Annotated in this window: 10 protein-coding genes; 1 reads left to right on the top strand and 9 read right to left on the bottom strand. The window is 40.3% G+C overall.

The genetic code is table 11. The features are described 5' to 3' along the window. Positions 1 to 5: 5 nt before the first annotated feature. From BPR_RS06145 to BPR_RS06125, 5 genes are all read right to left on the bottom strand, one after another. Positions 6 to 1568, bottom strand: coding sequence for a bifunctional ADP-dependent NAD(P)H-hydrate dehydratase/NAD(P)H-hydrate epimerase (locus BPR_RS06145; RefSeq protein WP_013280601.1), 1563 nt, complete (start codon positions 1566 to 1568; stop codon positions 6 to 8). Positions 1569 to 1705: 137 nt separating this feature from the next. After that, entirely contained in the window at positions 1706 to 2362 is a 657-nt protein-coding gene (locus tag BPR_RS06140) for a hypothetical protein (RefSeq protein WP_013280600.1), read from the bottom strand. A 23-nt stretch (positions 2363 to 2385) separates the two neighbouring features. Continuing rightward, complete coding sequence (locus BPR_RS06135; protein WP_013280599.1) at positions 2386 to 3021, bottom strand: redox-sensing transcriptional repressor Rex; 636 nt, start codon at positions 3019 to 3021, stop codon at positions 2386 to 2388. Between the two features lie 184 nt (positions 3022 to 3205). Next, complete coding sequence (locus tag BPR_RS06130) at positions 3206 to 4927, bottom strand: methyl-accepting chemotaxis protein (RefSeq protein WP_042256680.1); 1722 nt, start codon at positions 4925 to 4927, stop codon at positions 3206 to 3208. A 136-nt stretch (positions 4928 to 5063) separates the two neighbouring features. Next, positions 5064 to 13094, bottom strand: a complete 8031-nt coding sequence (locus BPR_RS06125; RefSeq protein WP_013280597.1) for a rhamnogalacturonan lyase family protein — start codon at positions 13092 to 13094, stop codon at positions 5064 to 5066. Between the two features lie 366 nt (positions 13095 to 13460). Here BPR_RS06125 and hslO point away from each other — a divergent pair, with 366 nt between their 5' ends. Next, a complete protein-coding gene (gene hslO / locus BPR_RS06120; RefSeq protein ID WP_013280596.1) occupies positions 13461 to 14348 on the top strand; it encodes an Hsp33 family molecular chaperone HslO in 888 nt (295 codons plus the stop codon). Positions 14349 to 14455: 107 nt separating this feature from the next. Here the strand turns inward: hslO and BPR_RS06115 are convergent, their stop codons facing one another. From BPR_RS06115 to BPR_RS06100, 4 genes are read right to left on the bottom strand one after another with little or no spacing between them, the layout of a single operon-like run. Next, entirely contained in the window at positions 14456 to 15289 is an 834-nt protein-coding gene (locus BPR_RS06115; RefSeq protein ID WP_013280595.1) for a hypothetical protein, read from the bottom strand. 47 nt (positions 15290 to 15336) lie between these two features. Beyond that, on the bottom strand, positions 15337 to 16236 hold the full coding sequence (gene aguB / locus BPR_RS06110; protein ID WP_013280594.1) for an N-carbamoylputrescine amidase: 900 nt from the start codon (positions 16234 to 16236) through the stop codon (positions 15337 to 15339). Between the two features lie 34 nt (positions 16237 to 16270). Beyond that, entirely contained in the window at positions 16271 to 17581 is a 1311-nt protein-coding gene (gene aguA / locus BPR_RS06105; protein ID WP_013280593.1) for an agmatine deiminase, read from the bottom strand. A gap of 35 nt (positions 17582 to 17616) precedes the next feature. Continuing rightward, positions 17617 to 18843, bottom strand: a complete 1227-nt coding sequence (locus BPR_RS06100) for a carboxynorspermidine decarboxylase (protein WP_013280592.1) — start codon at positions 18841 to 18843, stop codon at positions 17617 to 17619. Positions 18844 to 18935: the final 92 nt, after the last annotated feature.

Genomic DNA, 18935 nt, shown 5'->3' with positions numbered 1-18935 from the left:
TAATTTTATATTTCTCTAAGAATATCTTCCATTCCAATTATAATATCAGAAGCCACCATGGAATGCTTACCTTTTTCCAGTGCTCCCCTGTCACCTGCCAGTCCGTGAAGATAAACTCCAAGGCATGCAATTTCAAAGGCCGATCTGTCAAAAGCCATGAACGCGCCCAGGATGCCTGAAAGAACATCCCCGCTTCCCGCAGTTGCCATTCCATCGTTGCCGCTCATATTAATATATATCTTTTTCTCTTTGCTGTCAGCAATAACTGTCCTTGCATCCTTGCAAACCACAGTGCAATGAAGATTCTCTGCCAGATCTCTTGGATATTCAAGAATATGTTCCTTGCAATCTCTGACATCTCTGTCAAAGAGTCTTGCAAATTCTCCAAGATGAGGAGTTATTATAAGTTTCCTGCCGTTTTTGGCATAATTTGACATAAGCTCTCTAAGCTCATGGTGCGAAGCAACAAGATTAAGCGCATCCGCATCAACCACCAGATTTCCCTTATACCCGGAAAGTGTCTGTTTGGTAAGTTCGTAGCCACTTTGCATTGTTCCGATTCCCGGACCAAGAACAACTGCACTCGCCCAACCAAAGCACAATTCAAGCTTGTCATTAAAAGGCTCGAAATCCTCATAGGTAACAAGCATGGCTTCCGGTAAAAGAGCTTTGATAACTTCCGCGTTTTCACTGGCAGTAAAAATCCTGACCATACCGGCTCCAGCCTTCATGCATGAATTAGTAGCCAAAAGGCAGGCTCCGCTTATGTCCTTGGACCCGGCTATAATAAGGACTTTTCCATTAGTTCCCTTATTTCCATCAAGAGGTCTTTTAGGCAAAAGATCTGCTATATCTTCATCATAAAAAAAGGCCCCCGGCTCTTTTGACAAAAAGCTGTCATCAGTTATTCCCACATCTTCTACTATGAGTTTTCCCAAATACTCACAACCGGGATACAGGATATGTCCAAGCTTGATCTGATTAAATGTAACAGTAATATCTGCTTTGACAGCACTTCCACAGATCTTGCCATTATCAGCATTTATACCTGATGGAATATCAACACTTGTAACAAGAAGGTCAGATTTTCTCTCAGCCTTACAATCGTTTATGTATCTGACTGCTTCTGCAAAGTCACCTGAAACAGGTCGTGATAGCCCTATTCCAAATAATGCATCTACTATGATATCCCACTCAGAAGCACATTTGTTGTCTCTTATATTGGAAAAAGTGTCAGGAGTAGTTCCATATTTTTCCAATATCTTAAGCTGTTTCAGTAAGAGGTCGCTGCACTTAGTGTAATCTCCCACAAGGCATATATTTACATATATTCCTTTCTGTCTCAATAGTCTTGCAATGCAGGCCCCATCTCCACCATTATTGCCGACTCCGCAAATTACAAGTGCTCTTACTCTCCTGTCGATGTTCCTATCTCCAAGCCATTTTTCAATACTTTCTACAACTTTTAGGGAAGCTCTCTCCATTAAGACAATGCCGGGAACCCCAAAGAATTCGGATGTATTCCTGTCATATACTTTCATTTCCTGACTGTTTACCGCAAACTTCATATAGATCTCCTCCCTTAAAATACAGCTAAAGATTGCTCGTACTCATATTTGTCTGTAGGCCGCCTGCAAGCACATCTGACGTAATTCACATAACCGGCTCTGCAATAAAAGGGCTGCCTGTTAAAGCAGCCCGCAAATTATTCTACGTATTCTTCTCCGGATAAAGGTCTTCTAATCGGATGTCTCTTGTCCGGATCATATTTCATATCAAAAAGATCTACAACTTCAGGTCCGAAAATCTGATGCATATAAGAATAGAGATTATAATTCTCCATCTCTGATTCCTGAAGCCTGATAACATTCTTTTTAAGTTCTATTCTGGCCCTCTTGATCCATTCATCCAAAGCTTTGATATCTTCTGTGTTATCATGAAGTCTCTCATAGCAGACCTTCATGGTTTCCAACATCAGCTTATAGTCTATATCATATATCTGTTTGGATAGATCAAGGAGCTCATCCTGATGGCTGTCTAGCTTATCGTTACATTCGTTAATAAGTCTGGTGCGTTCTGAAATCTCTTTCTCGATGTTTGGGGCATTACCAAGCTTATTGGCTTTATCCCTTAGCGGCACAATTTCTCCAAGAAGCTTTTTCTTAAGCTTCTTGATATCCTTGGTCTGGCTCCTGAGTTTGCCGTCCTTCTCAACCAGAGAATTAAGCTCATCAGCGAGGCTCTCTATTTCAGGTGTCATTTCAGTCTGCGTAAACAATTGATGCCATTTATTATCCAGCGTCAGTATAGGAATACTCTTTCCTTGTAGCGCAGACATATAAACTTCATCGTCTCTTGCCATCAGATTATCTCACAATCATCAGTTTATGTGTTTTCATACCTGTTTATATTATACGATAATTTCATCAAACTGTCAGATAAATGTACATTTTCTACCTGTATATTGTTAGGAACTTCCAGGTCTACATGCGCAAAGTTCCATATAGCCTTGATTCCGCACTCAGCAAGTTTGTGTGCCATCGGAACAGCCTGATCCTTGGGAATAGTAAGAACTGCTATCTCAATCTGATTCTTCCTGACAAAATCTTCCATCTCATCTACAGGGCGCACTTCAACATCTCTGATCTTGGTTCCATAAAGTTCAGGATTGCAGTCAAAAGCTCCCTTAAATACAAATCCTCTTCTGGTAAAATTAGTATATCCGGCAATAGCCTTGCCAAGATGTCCTGCACCGATAATTACAAGGCTGTGCTGCTTGTCAATTCCAAGTATCTTACTGATTTCATCATACAGGTAATTGACATTATATCCGTATCCCTGCTGACCAAATCCGCCAAAATTATTAAAATCCTGTCTGATCTGAGAAGCTGTCACCTTCATAATATCTGAGAGTTCCTGAGAAGAAATTCTCTCAACACCCTTTTCCTTAAGGTCCCCCAAATATCTAAAATAGCGAGGAAGTCTCCCTATTACTGCCTGAGAAATCTCTTTATCTGCCATCAAAAGCTCCAATCTTGCGCATCATTAACGCTTTATAATAATTTTTTTCATTTCTAATTGTTAATAAATTCTCAATTATAATTATATCCATCCGTTAAATAAATGTCAATTGAATTACAGCCCATGGACATGCCATTTTTAGGCTATCCAAGGGCTGTTTGAAACGCTTTTGAAGCAGTAAAACTTAAGGCTTAAAGAAACTAATTGTTTCTGTCATATCCTCTGCAAGTTTTTGAAGCTTATTAGCAGATTCTGTGATCAGTGAGAATGTTGCATTAAGTTCCTGCATTGAAGCATTTGTCTCTTCCGTTGAAGCTGCATTTTCTTCTGAAATAGCAGAAAGATCAGAAATAATCTCTACAAGTTTATCCTTGGCAGTGTTAAGGTTTTCAACATAACCGGCAATGCTGTCTGTACTGCTTGATACATTATCAACATTATCAGCCATGCTGCGCATATTGGTCTGAGTATCGTCAAGCTGCTGGGACTGTTGATCAAAGCTGGAATTAAGCCTCTGCATTACTTCAACTGATGCTTCAGAATCCGCCAGGAGTTGTTCTACAATTTTCTTGATTTCTTCTGCGCTGTTACTACTCTGAACAGCAAGCTGTCCTATTTCTGTTGCAACAACCGCAAATCCCTTTCCGGCATCTCCGGCTCTTGCAGCCTCTATGCTGGCATTAAGTGATAAAAGATTTGTCTGTGACGCAATTTCAGTAATAGCCTGTGAAAATTTAGAAATCTCTTTGGCTGATTCATTCGTCGAATTAATGGTATCTCCAATATCACGAACAGACGCCTGAACATCTTTACTTTGCTCTATCAGTTTATCAAGAGCTTCCATAGCTGCTTCACAGGAAGTTTTCATTTCTCCTGCAAAAGAATTGAGCTGCTTGACATTATCTGCCACTTCATCAATATCTCTTCCAATATCCTGTGTATTACCGGCTGCTGTTTCAACGCTTTCCGCCTGGTTAACAGCTCCTCTGGAAATCTCATCGACTGCCTCACTGACCTGACTTGATGCTGACGAAGCCTGCGATGCAGAGTCAAAAAGCTCCGCTCCTGAAGCCTTAAGGTCATTAGACATTCTCATAGTATCTCTGATCACAGAACCAAGTTTATCCATAAGTGTCTTAGCTCCATCAGCCAGGAGACCAATTTCGTCATTACGCTTAAGATATGATTCATCTATATTCAGTTTAAGCTCTCCTTGCGCCAGTAATCCATATTCATCTGCTATAGCTCTCATCTTGACAGATACAGTATTAGCAATGACGATTCCGATAACAGAAAGAATAACAGCAAGGATTACAGAAATCACAGCCATCGTTGCAATGACAGCTGAAATTTTTCCAATAACATCATCTCTTCCTCTGCCTGCAAAAACCATTCCCGCGACTGTCCCATCATCCTGTAAAAGAGGACAATAATAGCAATAATACTTTTGAGAAGCTCCGGCAGGGGATGCATTTGGAGTATACATTTCGTTCTTTTGGTTAAGCACCTGATTGATAACGCCGTCAGATGCATTGAAGCCTACTATCCTTTTGCCATCTTCAACAATAGTGGTAAGAACTCTTTCTTTTCCATAGAAAACAGAATACTCAAGTCCTGTATAATCCTTTAGCTCATCGATTATCTCTTCATATTCATCATGAACTTCTACGTCGCCTTTGGTAAGAACTTCATTGTCGTATGCCCAATCTCCATCCCAGACATAAGTCATTTCACTTTGAAGCTGCTCTGCAGCAACCCTGAGTTCTTCGCGAACCATATCATTATAGGTGTTAGTGATGTTAATCCCACTTATGACAGTTAACACTACTGCAATGCCTATAATAGCTGCAACTGCCGCAAAAATGAGCTTTTGAACTAATTTACCATTATATGCCTTAGGCTTCATATTCATCCCTCCTGGAAAGCACAATGTCGAGATAATAAAAAAACATATACAAATTATCGTATATTATTATACAAAAAAATCCCCGTGCATTTCTGCACAGGGACTTTCTTTTTTATTAATTTTTGATTAATTATCTTTACTTAACAAGAAGTCCATTTTCATCAAATGTATATTTCTTGAAGTAATAAGTGATTGTACAATTCTTGACCATATGACCTTCATTATCAAAGTAGCGGGTGCCATCTTCAAACGTTACAAGAATATTCTTTAACATTACGCCTCTTGCGTCAACGTAGTAATTGTAGTCACCGTCACTTACTATAGTCTTGTACTGAAGGCATCCATCTTCTCCAAGATAATATGTCTTGGCGTACTGTGTTACAAACTGAGATATTACCATACGTCCATCGCCATCAAAGTAGTACTTATTATCGTCTACAGTTGCGAAATTATTATGCATTATCTGGCCCTTAGCATTAGCGTAGTACTTATATCCATCGCCAGGAACAATTATTGTAGATGTAAGCATCAGACCATCATCACCAAAGTAGTAGATTGATCCATACTTTTCAAGGAAGCTGTTTTTGAGCATATGACCGTCAGTATCGAAGTAATACTTACCTTCGTCAGTTGTCAGATATGCCCCTCTTGTCATCTTGCCGTTTTCTTTGAAATAGTATGTTACTCCATCAATTGTTATAAGTCCTGTGTAATAGCTGCCATCTTCAAGAACATAGTAGTATGAACCATATTTGTTTACGATTGTACCAACAGGTACTGTAGGCTCATCATCAACAGGTCCATAGTAGGAAGCATCTGTAATAGCCTTACGAACTACAATCGCGCCAAGTCTTGGTGTGTTAGAGCCAAATGTCATAGTAAGCTGACCGTCTGTAACTTCAACATCAACCGAAGTTACTGCGTATGTGTTTGCAGCATTACTTACGCTAAAGCTCTTATCTTCTACTGTTCCTGTTACTGAGCTCTTGTAAACAGAGTTACTAAGGAACTCAACCTGATAATTGCCATTTTCAACATCTACAAGGAATGTTTCTCCTGCAGGAAGAGCAAAGTCTGTATAAACCAGCCAAGGAAGTGTTCCTTCATAAGTAAATTCCTCAGTACGTCCCTGCATAGCTACAGAGCCGTTTTCAAAGCCATATCCCTTTTCTTTTGAATATGCACTTCCAAGTGACTCAAGAGTTGCCTTACCATTCTTAGGGTTAACTGTTATTCCTGTCCAGCCTTCAGCAACACGGTTAGTGCTGATTCCAAGATCAAACTTATAAAGTGCAGGATAGCTTACAACTGCCTTGAGATTAGCAACACCCTCATAATCTTCAACAGTACCTTCTACATTGAAAGTAGATCCAAGGCTTGATACATCTATATCAGATGCATTCCATGTTACAGCAGCTGTTGTAGTATTGCCGCTTGCATAAGTTACAGTAACTGTCTCAGGAAGAGAATACTTCTTATTAAGATATTCAATCTCAACAAAAGAGTCTGCTACAGAAACAATATAGTCACTTACAATATGAACTGTAATGCTTACTGTATCTTCTGTTCCCTCTACAACGCCCTTAAGTGTATAGTCGCCAACCTTTGTTGTGTCGAGCTTGTCTGTATTCCAGGTAACCTTAACATCCTTGCTGCTTCCATTAAGGAATGTTGCCTTGACAACAGAAGGAAGAACAACCTCATTGCCAAGAATCACTTTGATATCTGCAAGTTTTTCATAACCTGTAGGAACATTAGCAACTACCTTTACAGTAACATCAACAGGGTTTTCAGCATAGCCACGAATATAAGCATGTGCTGTGTATTCTCCAACTGTATGGATATCAACATCATCAGCATCCCATGTAATAATTACGTTCTGCTCAACTCCCTCTGAGTCTGTTACAGAAATGTACTGTTTCTGTGCTGCAAGAAGGTCTGCTACAGTCTGTCCATCAGCAAGAGGAGTATCCTGAACAAGCTCCATTTCTGTAAGTTCTTCATTAAGCTTGCTGATCGATACAGTAGGCTGAACTGTAAGAGGAGCACTTGAATAGCTTACTTTTCCATCTACTACAGCTGCTACCTTATAAGAATAAGTATTTCCTCCCTTAACTGTCTTGTCAGTATATGTGTATACCTTGGAAGGATCTGTATCACCAGAAACAGGAACCTCTTCATAAATAGGATTAAGCCTTGTTATTACAGCAGCATTCAAGATTGCAAGATTGCCACTGTTAGAAGAAACAATCTCAATCTGAGAAGCTTCTTCAAATGTTACTGTTGCAGTCTTAACAATATCAGCTACCTTAGCTGACTGTGATACAACACCAAGGTTCTGTCCATTTACAATGATTGTTGTGCCATTATAAGCATTATTGCTATAAGCAGCTCCGGCATATACATCAACCTTATAAGAGCCAGCAGGAACATCTACAAGGAACTTGAGCTCGCTATCTCTTCTGTCAAGATCGCAGCATGCCTTCTCAATATCAGTCTGAGTATCGCCAGCATTCTCGATACCTACACCAACCTTATTCCAGTTGACATCTGCGCCTGTGCCAACTTCCCAGCCAAATCCTCTGGAAGCATTGTAGTCATCGGCAAGAATTCTCTCAAATCCACTAGCATTTGCACTCTTATAGCCAAAATCAAACTTCTTATATACACCAGCTTCCTCGTAACCGGTAATTACCTTTTCTGTCTTAGAAGTCTCTCCACCGTCTTCAGCTGCAAGCCCGTTTGCATCAAGTCTTGCTACTTCTTCATAGTCACCAGTAGTCTGATTGCCGTTTTCATCTGTAGTTACCTGAGCTCTCTTAACAACATAGCCCTCTACATCATGACCATATACACCATCATTTGCAGGAGTAAAGCCAATTGTTACGCTTGTAGAATCTACAGCTTTTTCTGATACCTTAGATGTTACAAGGCCTTCAGAAATGAGGTAACTTGTATGTGCAGGCTGGTTGTAGCCAACGTTCTGCCATGCTACGCCTTCTCTGTAAGCAAGGTCTGTAAGTGAGCAAGGAACTACATAATCTGTCTGAATTGTTGTTGAGTAAATTCTAATTCTGCTGTCGTCAGCAGCGCATCTTGCAATTATCTCTTCTCTGTAGTCACCAAGGATATCTGCTACAAGGCCAAGATTTCCCTTTGTTCCGTTACTTGTAAGAACCTGTGAGGATTCAAATAGAGTAACTGACTTCTGATTCTCATAATCCCATTTCTCAATAGTTGTTGTAAGAGGCACATATGCAGCCTGGTTAAAGGTGTGATCCTGCATATCTGCAAGAAGATCTCCATCCCAGAACATAGAGAAGTTAACTGCAGGAGTTGCGCCATCTGACAGAGCTATCATTGATGTATAATCAGAATCTGACTTGCCTACTCTTCCGGAAAGTGAGCTGAATACATCAGCATTTCTGGAATTCCATGCAGGCTCATCATTGCCCTTGTAATTTGGATTAGCTATTGACCAATACTCAGCACCTTCCGCTGTAGGATCAATATCAGCTGCCATTCCACGTCCTGTGTCTTTACCTGTGTAGTAACCTGTAAGGATCTCACCTGTCTCAGCATCATGAATTTCTACATGATATGGAACATTATCATGCTCGTGAACATCCATAACCTCAAGTCCCGGATTACTTGGAATCCAGTCACTTACATGCATTGCATCGCCATGACCAAGCTGTGTTGAATAAAGAACTGATCCATCGTTATCAATTGTAAGTGAACCATAAATGATCTCGTCCTTGCCATCTCCATCTACATCATTGATGGAAAGTCCATGGTTGCCCTGAGCTGTAAGCTCAACATCACTTGAAATATTATCTGTATCAAATTTCCAATATACACCAATCTGCTCAACTTCATTGCCTTCATCATCTGTAGTCTTGGTGAGGTAATATGCTGTGAGTGTTGTTCTTGTGTAATAACCTCTTGCAAATACTGCGAAAGGAGTTGTTCCATTAAGATAAGCTGTACCAGAAAGGAATCTGTCTACACGGTTACCATATCCATCTCCCCATGCAGAAACGCTTCCTCTTGCAGGAATATAATTTGTTGTATCAATAAGTTCACCGGTATTTCCCTTGAACATTGAGAAGTACTCAGGTCCATCAAGTACATAACCGCCAGAATTTCTATAGTCATATTTAGGACTTATAGTATCTGTAGGAAGTGCATCGCTGTTGCAGGCACCAACATATCCTGTTTCTACAAGACTTCCGTTCTCATTTTTATAAGTTGTAGTACCATCTGCTGTCTTAATAGCAATCTCTGCGATACCATCAGCATCATAATCCCAAACCTGGAACTGAGTATAATGCGCGCCGGAACGAATATTGACACCAAGGTCAATTCTCCAAAGCTGGTTAACTGCTCCGGTTGAGAAATCTACGTCATATCCATCAAGGAAAGTTTTTCCGGTGTAGCCTGAACCTGAATTATCCTTGGCATTGCTTGGATACCACTTAACGATAAGTTCAAGTTCACCATCACCATCAAGATCTCCAACTGACATATCATTTGCTGTATATGTGCAGGTTGAACCATCAGGCATTGTTTCATCTTCAGGCTTATTGAGTCCAAACTCCATATACTGATTAGCCCAGACAGGAGTTTCCTTTGCTGTAAGGCCAAGAGCTGAATCATTAGAACCAACTACTGTATAAACATTTGATGGAAGACCACCCTCATCGATCATGTTTGTAGAGCTGATGTCATGTGCAATACATGTACCATTTCTATAAACGTTAAATGTTGTTGTAAGTTCTTTTCCGCTGAAATCTCCAGGGAAGCTTCTCCATGAGAGGTAATTTCCTCTTGTAATAGGATTGCCGTCTTTGTCAGTAGCTGAAACCTTAGTCTCTGCACCTGCATCGCCTGCAAGGTTGATAGCTACAAGAGCACGAGAAGCATATGTTTCAAGTCCGCCTGCTACAAGTGAACCAGCTATAGGTGTCATGATAGCTTCTGACATTTCACCGATTCCGCCTGCGTTCATTGCAGCGACCTTGTAATAATAATGTACATTAGTTGCAATTTCAGGATCTTCGTCTGTAAAGGATGCAGTAGTTGACTCTCCAACCTTAACAAACTCCTTAAATCCCTTGTCGCTCTCTGCCTTAGCAGAACGATAAACAATGTACTTGATAACATTCTCTTCTGCAGGACTCTCATCCCATGCAAGAGAAATAGTATTCTGAAGCTCTTCCTGTCCTTCCTCAGGACTTGTGCACTTAAGTCCCTTAACAGCAGCAGGAACCTCTACACTAGGATCAAGCATAGACTGTGTTACAACATTACTTGCTGAAGACTCGGAACCATCCTCAATAACACAAGTCATGTAATATGAGTAAGTTTCTCCAAGTGAAGCTGTCATAGCACGGCAGTCAAGCTCGTTATCAATAAGCTCCTGAGCAGTATAGCTCTTTACCAATGCAAAATCTTTATCAGATTCACCTTTCTGATAAACCCTATAAGATACAGCATCCTCAACCTTTGTAAATGAAAGAAGGAATGTAGCTGTAGTCTTTCCAAATGAAAGCTCTGTGATAGCAAGGTTTCCAGGTGCAGGTAAAAGAGATGTAATAGTAAGACCATTTATATACTGGTTAGTACCCTCAACAGTTAAATTGAGCTGTCCATCTGTAACACTTACAGTTCCTGTGCAGCTTCCAAGAGACTGTTTGCAGGCGATTGAACCAATTGAAATTCCCTCAGCAGAATATGCAGGCTTAATTGTACTTGTTCCATTTAAAAGATCTGCAGCATATACTGTAATTTCATATTTTCCGTTTGGAAGATCAACTGCAAATTCTCCGGCACCAAGGTTAAAGTCATCTGCCATAGCTGATGAATCAGCCTTGCCATTTCCGCCTCTGTAACGGCCATTGTTAGGAGCTGTGATCCATCCATAGCCTTTTTCAGCAGTGTACATCTCATTCTGGTTAACACCAGTCCAACCTTCCATTGTAGGAGAATTGTTGTAGTTAAAGTCAAAGCGAAGTCCTGCTGTCTTGGTAGCAACCTGAAGCTTATCAGATAGCTCTCCTATGCCAAAGCTGTTAAATCCTGCTACGGCATATACATATGTAACTCCGCCTCCACAGCTTGGATCAACATAAGTTGTCTTACCTGAAACAGAATACTTATCAGCCTTTGAAAAATCTACATCATCAATTGTCTGTCCCTCTGAAAGTGCTGCTCTGTAAATATAGTAAAGCTCTGCGCCCTCAGCAGCTTCCCATTCAAGTGAAATGCTTGTAGCACCAATTGAAGTTGTCTTAAGACCCTGAGGCTTAGCCGGAGCTTCTGAAGCTGCATTGATAACTACAAGGCCAGCCAGATCATCAAGCTTGTCTGAAGCACCCTCAACCTTACCATCAGCATAATCAACAATACCTTCTGCTACGCACTGAGCAAACTTAAGTGCTCCATAGTACTGAAGGTGTGTAGAATCATCAACGCCACCTGCATATGCGCCTGTAGATACCTCACCGGCTGCAAGCTTAAGGAAAAGCATCTTGGAGCCTTCAATTCCAAAGTTGTTACATACATCAATAGAGCGCTGTGTAAGATCAACATAAGGAATATCGTACTCAGCTGCAAGTCTTAACATTACCTGTCTGTATGCCTCGAAATTGCTGGCAAAAGAATTAAGACTTCCATCAGGATTAGTTGTATAGCTGTAACGTGCAACAGGAGTAACAAGAACCGGTGTAGCACCTCTTTCTATAGCTCCGTTTACGTATACCATGATCCACTTTTCAAAATCAGCAGCTGATACATAGCGGTTTGGTCTTGAATAAGTAGCATCGTTATGTCCCCACTGAACAAGAAGATAATCGCCTGGCTTGATGTCCTCGAGAATATCGTCGAACTTGCCCTCATCAATAAAGGACTTGGATGAACGTCCACCAATTGAGCGATTCTCAACTATTGCAGCTGTAGTCTCATAAACCTGAGACTGGCTGTATCCGCAATCAGTGCACTCTCTTTCCTCTACAAAATCCCCAAAGTATGTAGAAAGAACCTGGCCCCAACCAGTCTGAGGATAATAATACTCGTCATATGTCTGAACTGTTGAGTCAGAAGCCACAAAGATTGTAGGCTTATCGCCCTTCATTTCTGTAGCAAGTCTTGTGATCTTGAGACCTGAAACATAAACCTTTGTTGTCTTGGCATCACTCATAGACTTGGCATCACTTGTGCCAAGGAATTTGATATTAAGATTGCCATCTACAAGGTTTGCCTCAAAAGACTTAGTAACGCTACTGCCGGGAGCAACACTTATACCTGTTACTTTAGTAATGTCCTCAGCCTCCAAAGCAGCTGTGTATGCATTATCAGTAGGGTTAACAAAAGTAACATCAACCTTGTAATCAGCATTATAAAGATCTACATCAAAAGTTGATGTGCTCTCATATGTATATACGCCATATCCGCTTGATTCAGTCTCTGTCCATATCTTGCTGGCAATTTCTACATAATCGGAGCCATCAATAACATTTCCGGCGCCGGAAGATACAGCAGGAACACGTGGATAGTAAACATTACCGGACCATCCAATTGCATCCTGACTATAATCTACATCGCTAAAGCCATAGCCGTGTTCTTCATCATATACAGATTTTGAAGAAACGTCTTTGTCAGCACCAAATCTGATGTTTGCCACAGTAAGATCTTCTGTGAAGTTTTCAAAACCATCTTCTCCCTGATCAGCAATAACTCCGTCAGAAGAAGCCAATAAAGTTTTGCTCTCAAGTAAAAGAGATGATCCTTCTTCGGCAGAGTCCTCAGTCAAAGCTACTGTTTCACTTTCATCCAAAGAAATCTCTTCTAAAGCTTCATCAAGAGAATCTTCCTCTGAGCTTTCTACTACAGAACTTCCTTCTGTAGATGCTCCATCCACACTTTTTTCTTCTGATGCAGCTGATTTTTCATCACCAGCCTCATCGCTGCCAGAGTTGCCAGAAGAAGCATCATTTTCATCAAAAAAGATCACATCTGCATTATCAGGATTTAAGTCATCCTCTTTTGCAAATGCGGTGATACCGCTTGTGGCAGAAGCAATAGTTGACGCTGCCATCATAGCGCTCATTCCAAGAGCAAAGCTCTTTGAAAGCGCTTTGGAACGTCTATTACTACCCTTATACATCCCAACAACCTCCTTTTTCCTTTCCCCTTTTTGTTAACATTTTCAAATTTTGCAATCCCCCTCAAGATCGCAGACATTAAAATGTTACAAATAATAATTTATCTAGTAACATATTTTAGGCAATTTGTCGGAACTTAGCATTTCATTTTCGGTATAATACTTTGCAAATTTGACCTTTTCACTTTTGTGATAATTTGCACTTATAAGTCAGTTTTTATTTCAGCCAATAATCATTTTTGACCAGCCATCACACTTACTTTTTAGATATTTACATATATATTATTTTCGTATAATATTGTTGGGTTAGAAACAACTACAAACTATATCTTTTTACTTATATATGAGTAAATTACAGAAAGAGGAAATATGGAATATAGAGATTATATGGTCCGTGCAACCGCTGGGAATGCACAGATAAGAGCATTTGCCGCTACAACCAAAGACCTGGCCGACTATGGCAGAAGGGCTCATGGCCTCTCTCCTATTGCCACAGCAGCACTAGGCAGACTTATGACCGGAACTGTTATGATGGGACAGATGATGGATAACGACAGCGATATGATCACTGTTAAAATGGATGGCGACGGCCCACTTAAGAGCGTTCTTGCTACCGCTGACAATAAAGGTAATGTTAAAGGCTATGTCAGCAACCCTTATGTCATCATGGAGCCAAACGCAGCAGGACACCTCAATGTTGGAGGCGGAATCGGCGAGGGAACTCTCACAGTAATAAGAGATATGGGATTAAAAGAGCCCTATGTTGGTCAGGTTCCTCTCTATTCAGGGGAAGTTGCCGAGGACCTCACATACTACTTCACCAAATCAGAGCAGACTCCTTCATCTGTAGGACTTGGCGTTCTTGTTGAAAGAGAAAACCTCTCTGTAATAGCAGCCGGTGGTTTCATAGTTCAGCTCATGCCTTTTGCAGACGAGCAGACTATCACTCATCTTGAGTTTAACCTTGGTAAGTTTTCTTCAGTAACTGACATTCTCAAGGCCGGCAAAACACCTGAAGACATGCTCAAAATTGTTCTTGATGGTTTTGACATAGAATTTACCGACACTGTTGACCTAAACTTCTACTGCAACTGCGATAAAGACCGCGTAGAAAGAGCTCTGATGCTTGTTGGCAAAAAAGATATCCAGGAAATGATCGATGACGGCAAAGATATAGAGATAAAATGTCATTTCTGCAATAAAGCATACACCTTCTCAGTAGATGAACTTAAAGCGATCAAAGAAAAAGCTAAATAAATAATCTAAATAAATAATCTAAATAAATAATCTAAATAAATAAGCGCTCGCCATGCAAGTAAGTGTCATAAACAATTTGCATAGCGAGCGTTGTTATTATGTAAATATCAGTTTGTAGACTTTGAGGACTTTTTACTTTGTTTGAATAAAAGCCTTCCGCCCCAGAAAACAAGAAATACTACAAAGAGCATAAAAAGCTCAGAATGGAAAACTCCGACAATGTAGTAATTTCTCTCCAGAAAGTATTCCGCTTTAAATCCTATGAACACCAAAATAAACGTATAGAGAACATACATGAGTAAAATCGGCGAATTAGCGAACACTTTTTTCATATTATCTATAAAATCTTTAAAGGATGCATCAAAATATACAAATCTACCTATCATAAGTCCCAGATAATACATCATAACCGGACCATATTGGCTCTCATCACCAATAGTATTAAGGTATATAAGCGATATGATGGCAAAAAACATACCAAGCATTCTCATGGTAGCCTTCTCATCCTTGTTGATCACCTTGAGCGGGATAATAAATGTATCAAGGACAGAATTAAGCACACATGAAAAACAGATCAAAAACAAAAGAACAAAGTCTTTGCCATCAGCCCATGTAGTCACAAGAAAGTTCTCGAGCTGTGTCAGATTAACTGCTTTACCTGTTTCAACCAGTTCATAAACATGGTTGATGATCACATATGCACAGGAAAAAGACATTACGCAGGTTCCCGAAATGATCATTTCGAAGAATTTCTCCACTCTTACTTCAAAATCTTCCTTTGTGTATTCTTCCCTGCATCTGGCATCATATTTTTTCCCATAGGCTTTGGAAAAAAGATATATTATCCCCATACACACTCCGCAAAGAGCCAGTGTAAGGCATAAGAAAATAATTTTTTTGATAAGTGTAAAATCCGGATTTAAATAAGCCTGTATTGTCATGTCATTATGTCTTGTACTGCATTCCCCACTTCGCAGTACTCTCTCCCTCAGTCAGTTATTGTCTTATAGCATTTAGGTCTTCTGTCACGAAACAGCCCCCAGGATGCTCTCATTTTACTAATTTCCTCAAAATCATATTCAGCATAGATTATTTCTTCTCTGTCCCTGCTGGCTCTAACAATAACTTCACCAGTTTCATCAGTCATAAAGCTGTTTCCATAGAAAGTAAGGCTTGATTTCTGTCCTCCGTTTTCTTCAGAAGGCTCAACATCCTCTCTTCCAATTCTGTTTGCAGCAGCAACAGGAATGATATTTGCAGCTGAATGTCCCTGCATTGTACGCATCCAGTGTCCTGAACTATCTACATCAAGGATTGGCTCGGAGCCAATTGCCGTAGGATACAGAATAATATCCGCTCCTGCCAGTGCAAGGCATCTTGCCGTCTCAGGAAACCACTGATCCCAGCAGATTCCTACGCCAACTTTGCCATAGGTCGTTTCGAATACCTTAAATCCCGTATTTCCCGGAGTAAAATAAAACTTTTCCTGATAGTAGTGATCATCCGGAATATGGGCCTTACGGTATATACCAAGCTCTCTTCCGTCAGCATCTATCATTACGACAGTATTATAAAAGACATTTCCGTCTTTTTCATAAACGCATATGGGCATGACCACTTTAAGTTCAGCACAAAGTTTCTTAAAATGTTCAACTGCAGGGTTCTCTGAAATTGGAAGAGCAAGCTCATAATAGTCATATCTGCGTTCCTGACAGAAATACTTACGCTCAAAAAGCTCAGACAAAAGAATAATCTTAGCACCACCAGATGCTGCTTCTCTTGTAAGTCTGTCAGCCGTTTCTATATTTCTCTTAACCTGATCAGCGTCTGATGAAGCTATAGCGCCACAGGCAAATTGCACACAGGCAACTTTTGTCTTATTACCCATTACTGATTATTCCTCGCTTTATATCAAAATATTTTCATGTCTCACCAAGATTATTCTCCGGTATCTGCTGTGTAATGCAGTGAATATTGCCACCTCCAAGAAGAATATCTCTTGCCGGAATCCCTATTATTTCTCTATCCGGAAGGAGTTTACCAAGTATCTCAAGCGCTCGAAGATCACTATCTTCATTCTCTCCTCCAAATTGAGGAATAAGCGCAGCATCATTTACAAAGTAGAAGTTGACATAGCTTGCAGCAAGCCTCTCTCCTACCTCCCTAAAATCTTCTCCTTCTTCAAACTCGTAGTTATCAAGGTCTTCCTCAGTAACAAGAACAGGATGGTCCGGGATAGGAAGTTTGTGCACTACTATTTTTCTTCCTTTAGCATCAGTCTCTTTTTCCAAATACTCAAGATCAGCGCGGGACAATTCATATTGAGGATCATTTACATTATTGGTCCAGGCAAGAACCACTTCCCCAGGTCTTATAAAAGCACATACATTGTCGACATGTTCATTAGTCTCATCATTATAAATACCGCGTGGAAGCCACAATACTTTTTCTACTCCAAGATATTCCTTTAGCCTGTCTTCTATCTGATTTTTGGTCATCTTAGGATTTCTTCCTGCACTTAAAAGGCAGCTTTCTGTCACCATGCAGGTTCCCTCACCGTCACAGTGAATAGAACCGCCCTCAAGGACAAAAGGCTCTGCACTATAATAATCCAGATCGATCTTATCGCAGAATCCCTTCGCAACCAGATCATCCTTATCCCAGGAAGCATATAATCCGTCTACTTCTCCACCCCAGGCGTTAAAAGACCAGTTGATTCCCCTTATTTCAGGTCTTGGAGTTTCCTCTAAATCTCTTTTATCAGATTCATTATCCAGCTTGCGATTTCTTATTACAAAAGTAGGTCCCACATCTCTTGCCCAGGCATCATCTGAATCTATTGGCATGACCAGATAGCGGTTCTCAAGGACTTCAGCTGCTGTTGAAATATTAGCAATTTTGCGCATACTCTCAGCACTTAGAAGAATCCTTTCTTCTTCCTCATCTGTTATTGGAGTAACCAGATCGCCGATGCCCTCAACATAGTCTGCAATTATCTCTTTCAAGAAATCCTTGGCTTCCATCCAATGCTCTTTATCAGCAATAAGATAAAGATACTCTCTTTTTAAAATCTCTATGAAAACATTTGCAAAACTATATAAGGCTCCTGATCTGTCTTTTCCCCAGCTTCCGGGCCTTACGGGATATATCATTATAGTGCCGTCATGCCTTGAATACTCAGCAGGCATGTAAAATCCATCTTGTTTCGGAACAGAATTAGTAACCTCTGACACTTCTCATCTCCTTGATTGTAGGTCTTAGTAAATGCTTATAATCTGTTTTTAAAATCATCATACCCAAATTTCCTGATAACATCGATTTTTCCATTCTCATGCATGATATCGATATCAGGAAGTGGCATACCGTTAAAGGTATTGTTCTTGACCATGCTATAGATCGCCATATCTTCAAAAACAAGTCTGTCACCAATATGAAGCTCATGGTCAAAGCTATAGTCTCCTATAATATCACCTGCAAGGCAGGTTCTTGAAGACAGCCTGTAATTAAATTCTAGTTCTCCGGGCTGTTCTGAATCCCTAAGAGGTGGCCTATAAGGCATCTCAAGCACATCAGGCATATGGCAGGCTGCTGAAGTATCCAGAATCAGTACGGGCATCCTCTCAGTTTTGACGATATCCATTATTGTTGTCACAAGATACCCTGCATCAAGCGCAATAGCTTCACCCGGTTCAAGATATACTTCAATATCATATTTCTTCTTGATGTCTTTAATAAAGGTTATGAGGCCATCAACATTGTAATCTTCTCTTGTAATGTGATGCCCGCCACCAAGATTTATCCATTTGATCTTGCGGCCAGAACCATGCTCATTATTGTCATTTGCAGACTCATCTGTATGATCTTTTGTAGGGAAGAATTTTCCAAAATTTTCTTCCACATGATGAAAGGTCTGCTTAAGCGGCTCAAAGTCCTGCTCGCACAGAGTATGAAAATGAATTCCCTCAACGCCCTCCGGAAGCTCATCCGGCATATCTGCAAGCTTTATTCCAAGTCTTGAGCCCTCTGAACAAGGATCATATATCTCATGCTCCTCCTGAGTGCTGAATTCCGGATTGATCCTAAGTCCCACAGATACCCTGCCATCTCTGACAGCACTCTCCCAGGTTTTTCTGTGATGTTCAAGCTGATTAAGAGAATTGAAAACTATATGATCGCAGATATTGCAGAGTTCCTCCATCTCATCATCTTCAAATGCAGGCTCATAGACATGATTTTCAATTTTCTTTTCATGATCATCCTGCTCTGAGAGCTTCATCTCTTCATGGGCAAGCCTTGCTTCAAAAAGCCCTGACGCTGTAGCTCCTGTAAGATACCTTGCTATTAATGGATATGTCTGATATACAGAATACGCCTTCTGAGCAAGAAGTATCCTGGCTCCTGACTCTCTCTGTACTCTATCAAGGATTTCAAGATTCTCTTTTAACTTTTTTTCATCTATAACATAAGCAGGAGTTTTGATATTATCAAAATTCATATTTGCCTCCATGTTGTTTCCACGCAATTCTCAATACTTTCCTAATATCTTGTGTGTCTATTTTATCTTACCATAAATATTTACAAACAAAA

The organism is Butyrivibrio proteoclasticus B316 (assembly GCF_000145035.1).
GTDB classification, from domain to species: Bacteria; Bacillota; Clostridia; order Lachnospirales; family Lachnospiraceae; genus Butyrivibrio; species Butyrivibrio proteoclasticus.
Note: the sequence above shows the minus strand (reverse complement) of the source record. Positions and strands in the feature narration are given on the sequence as shown.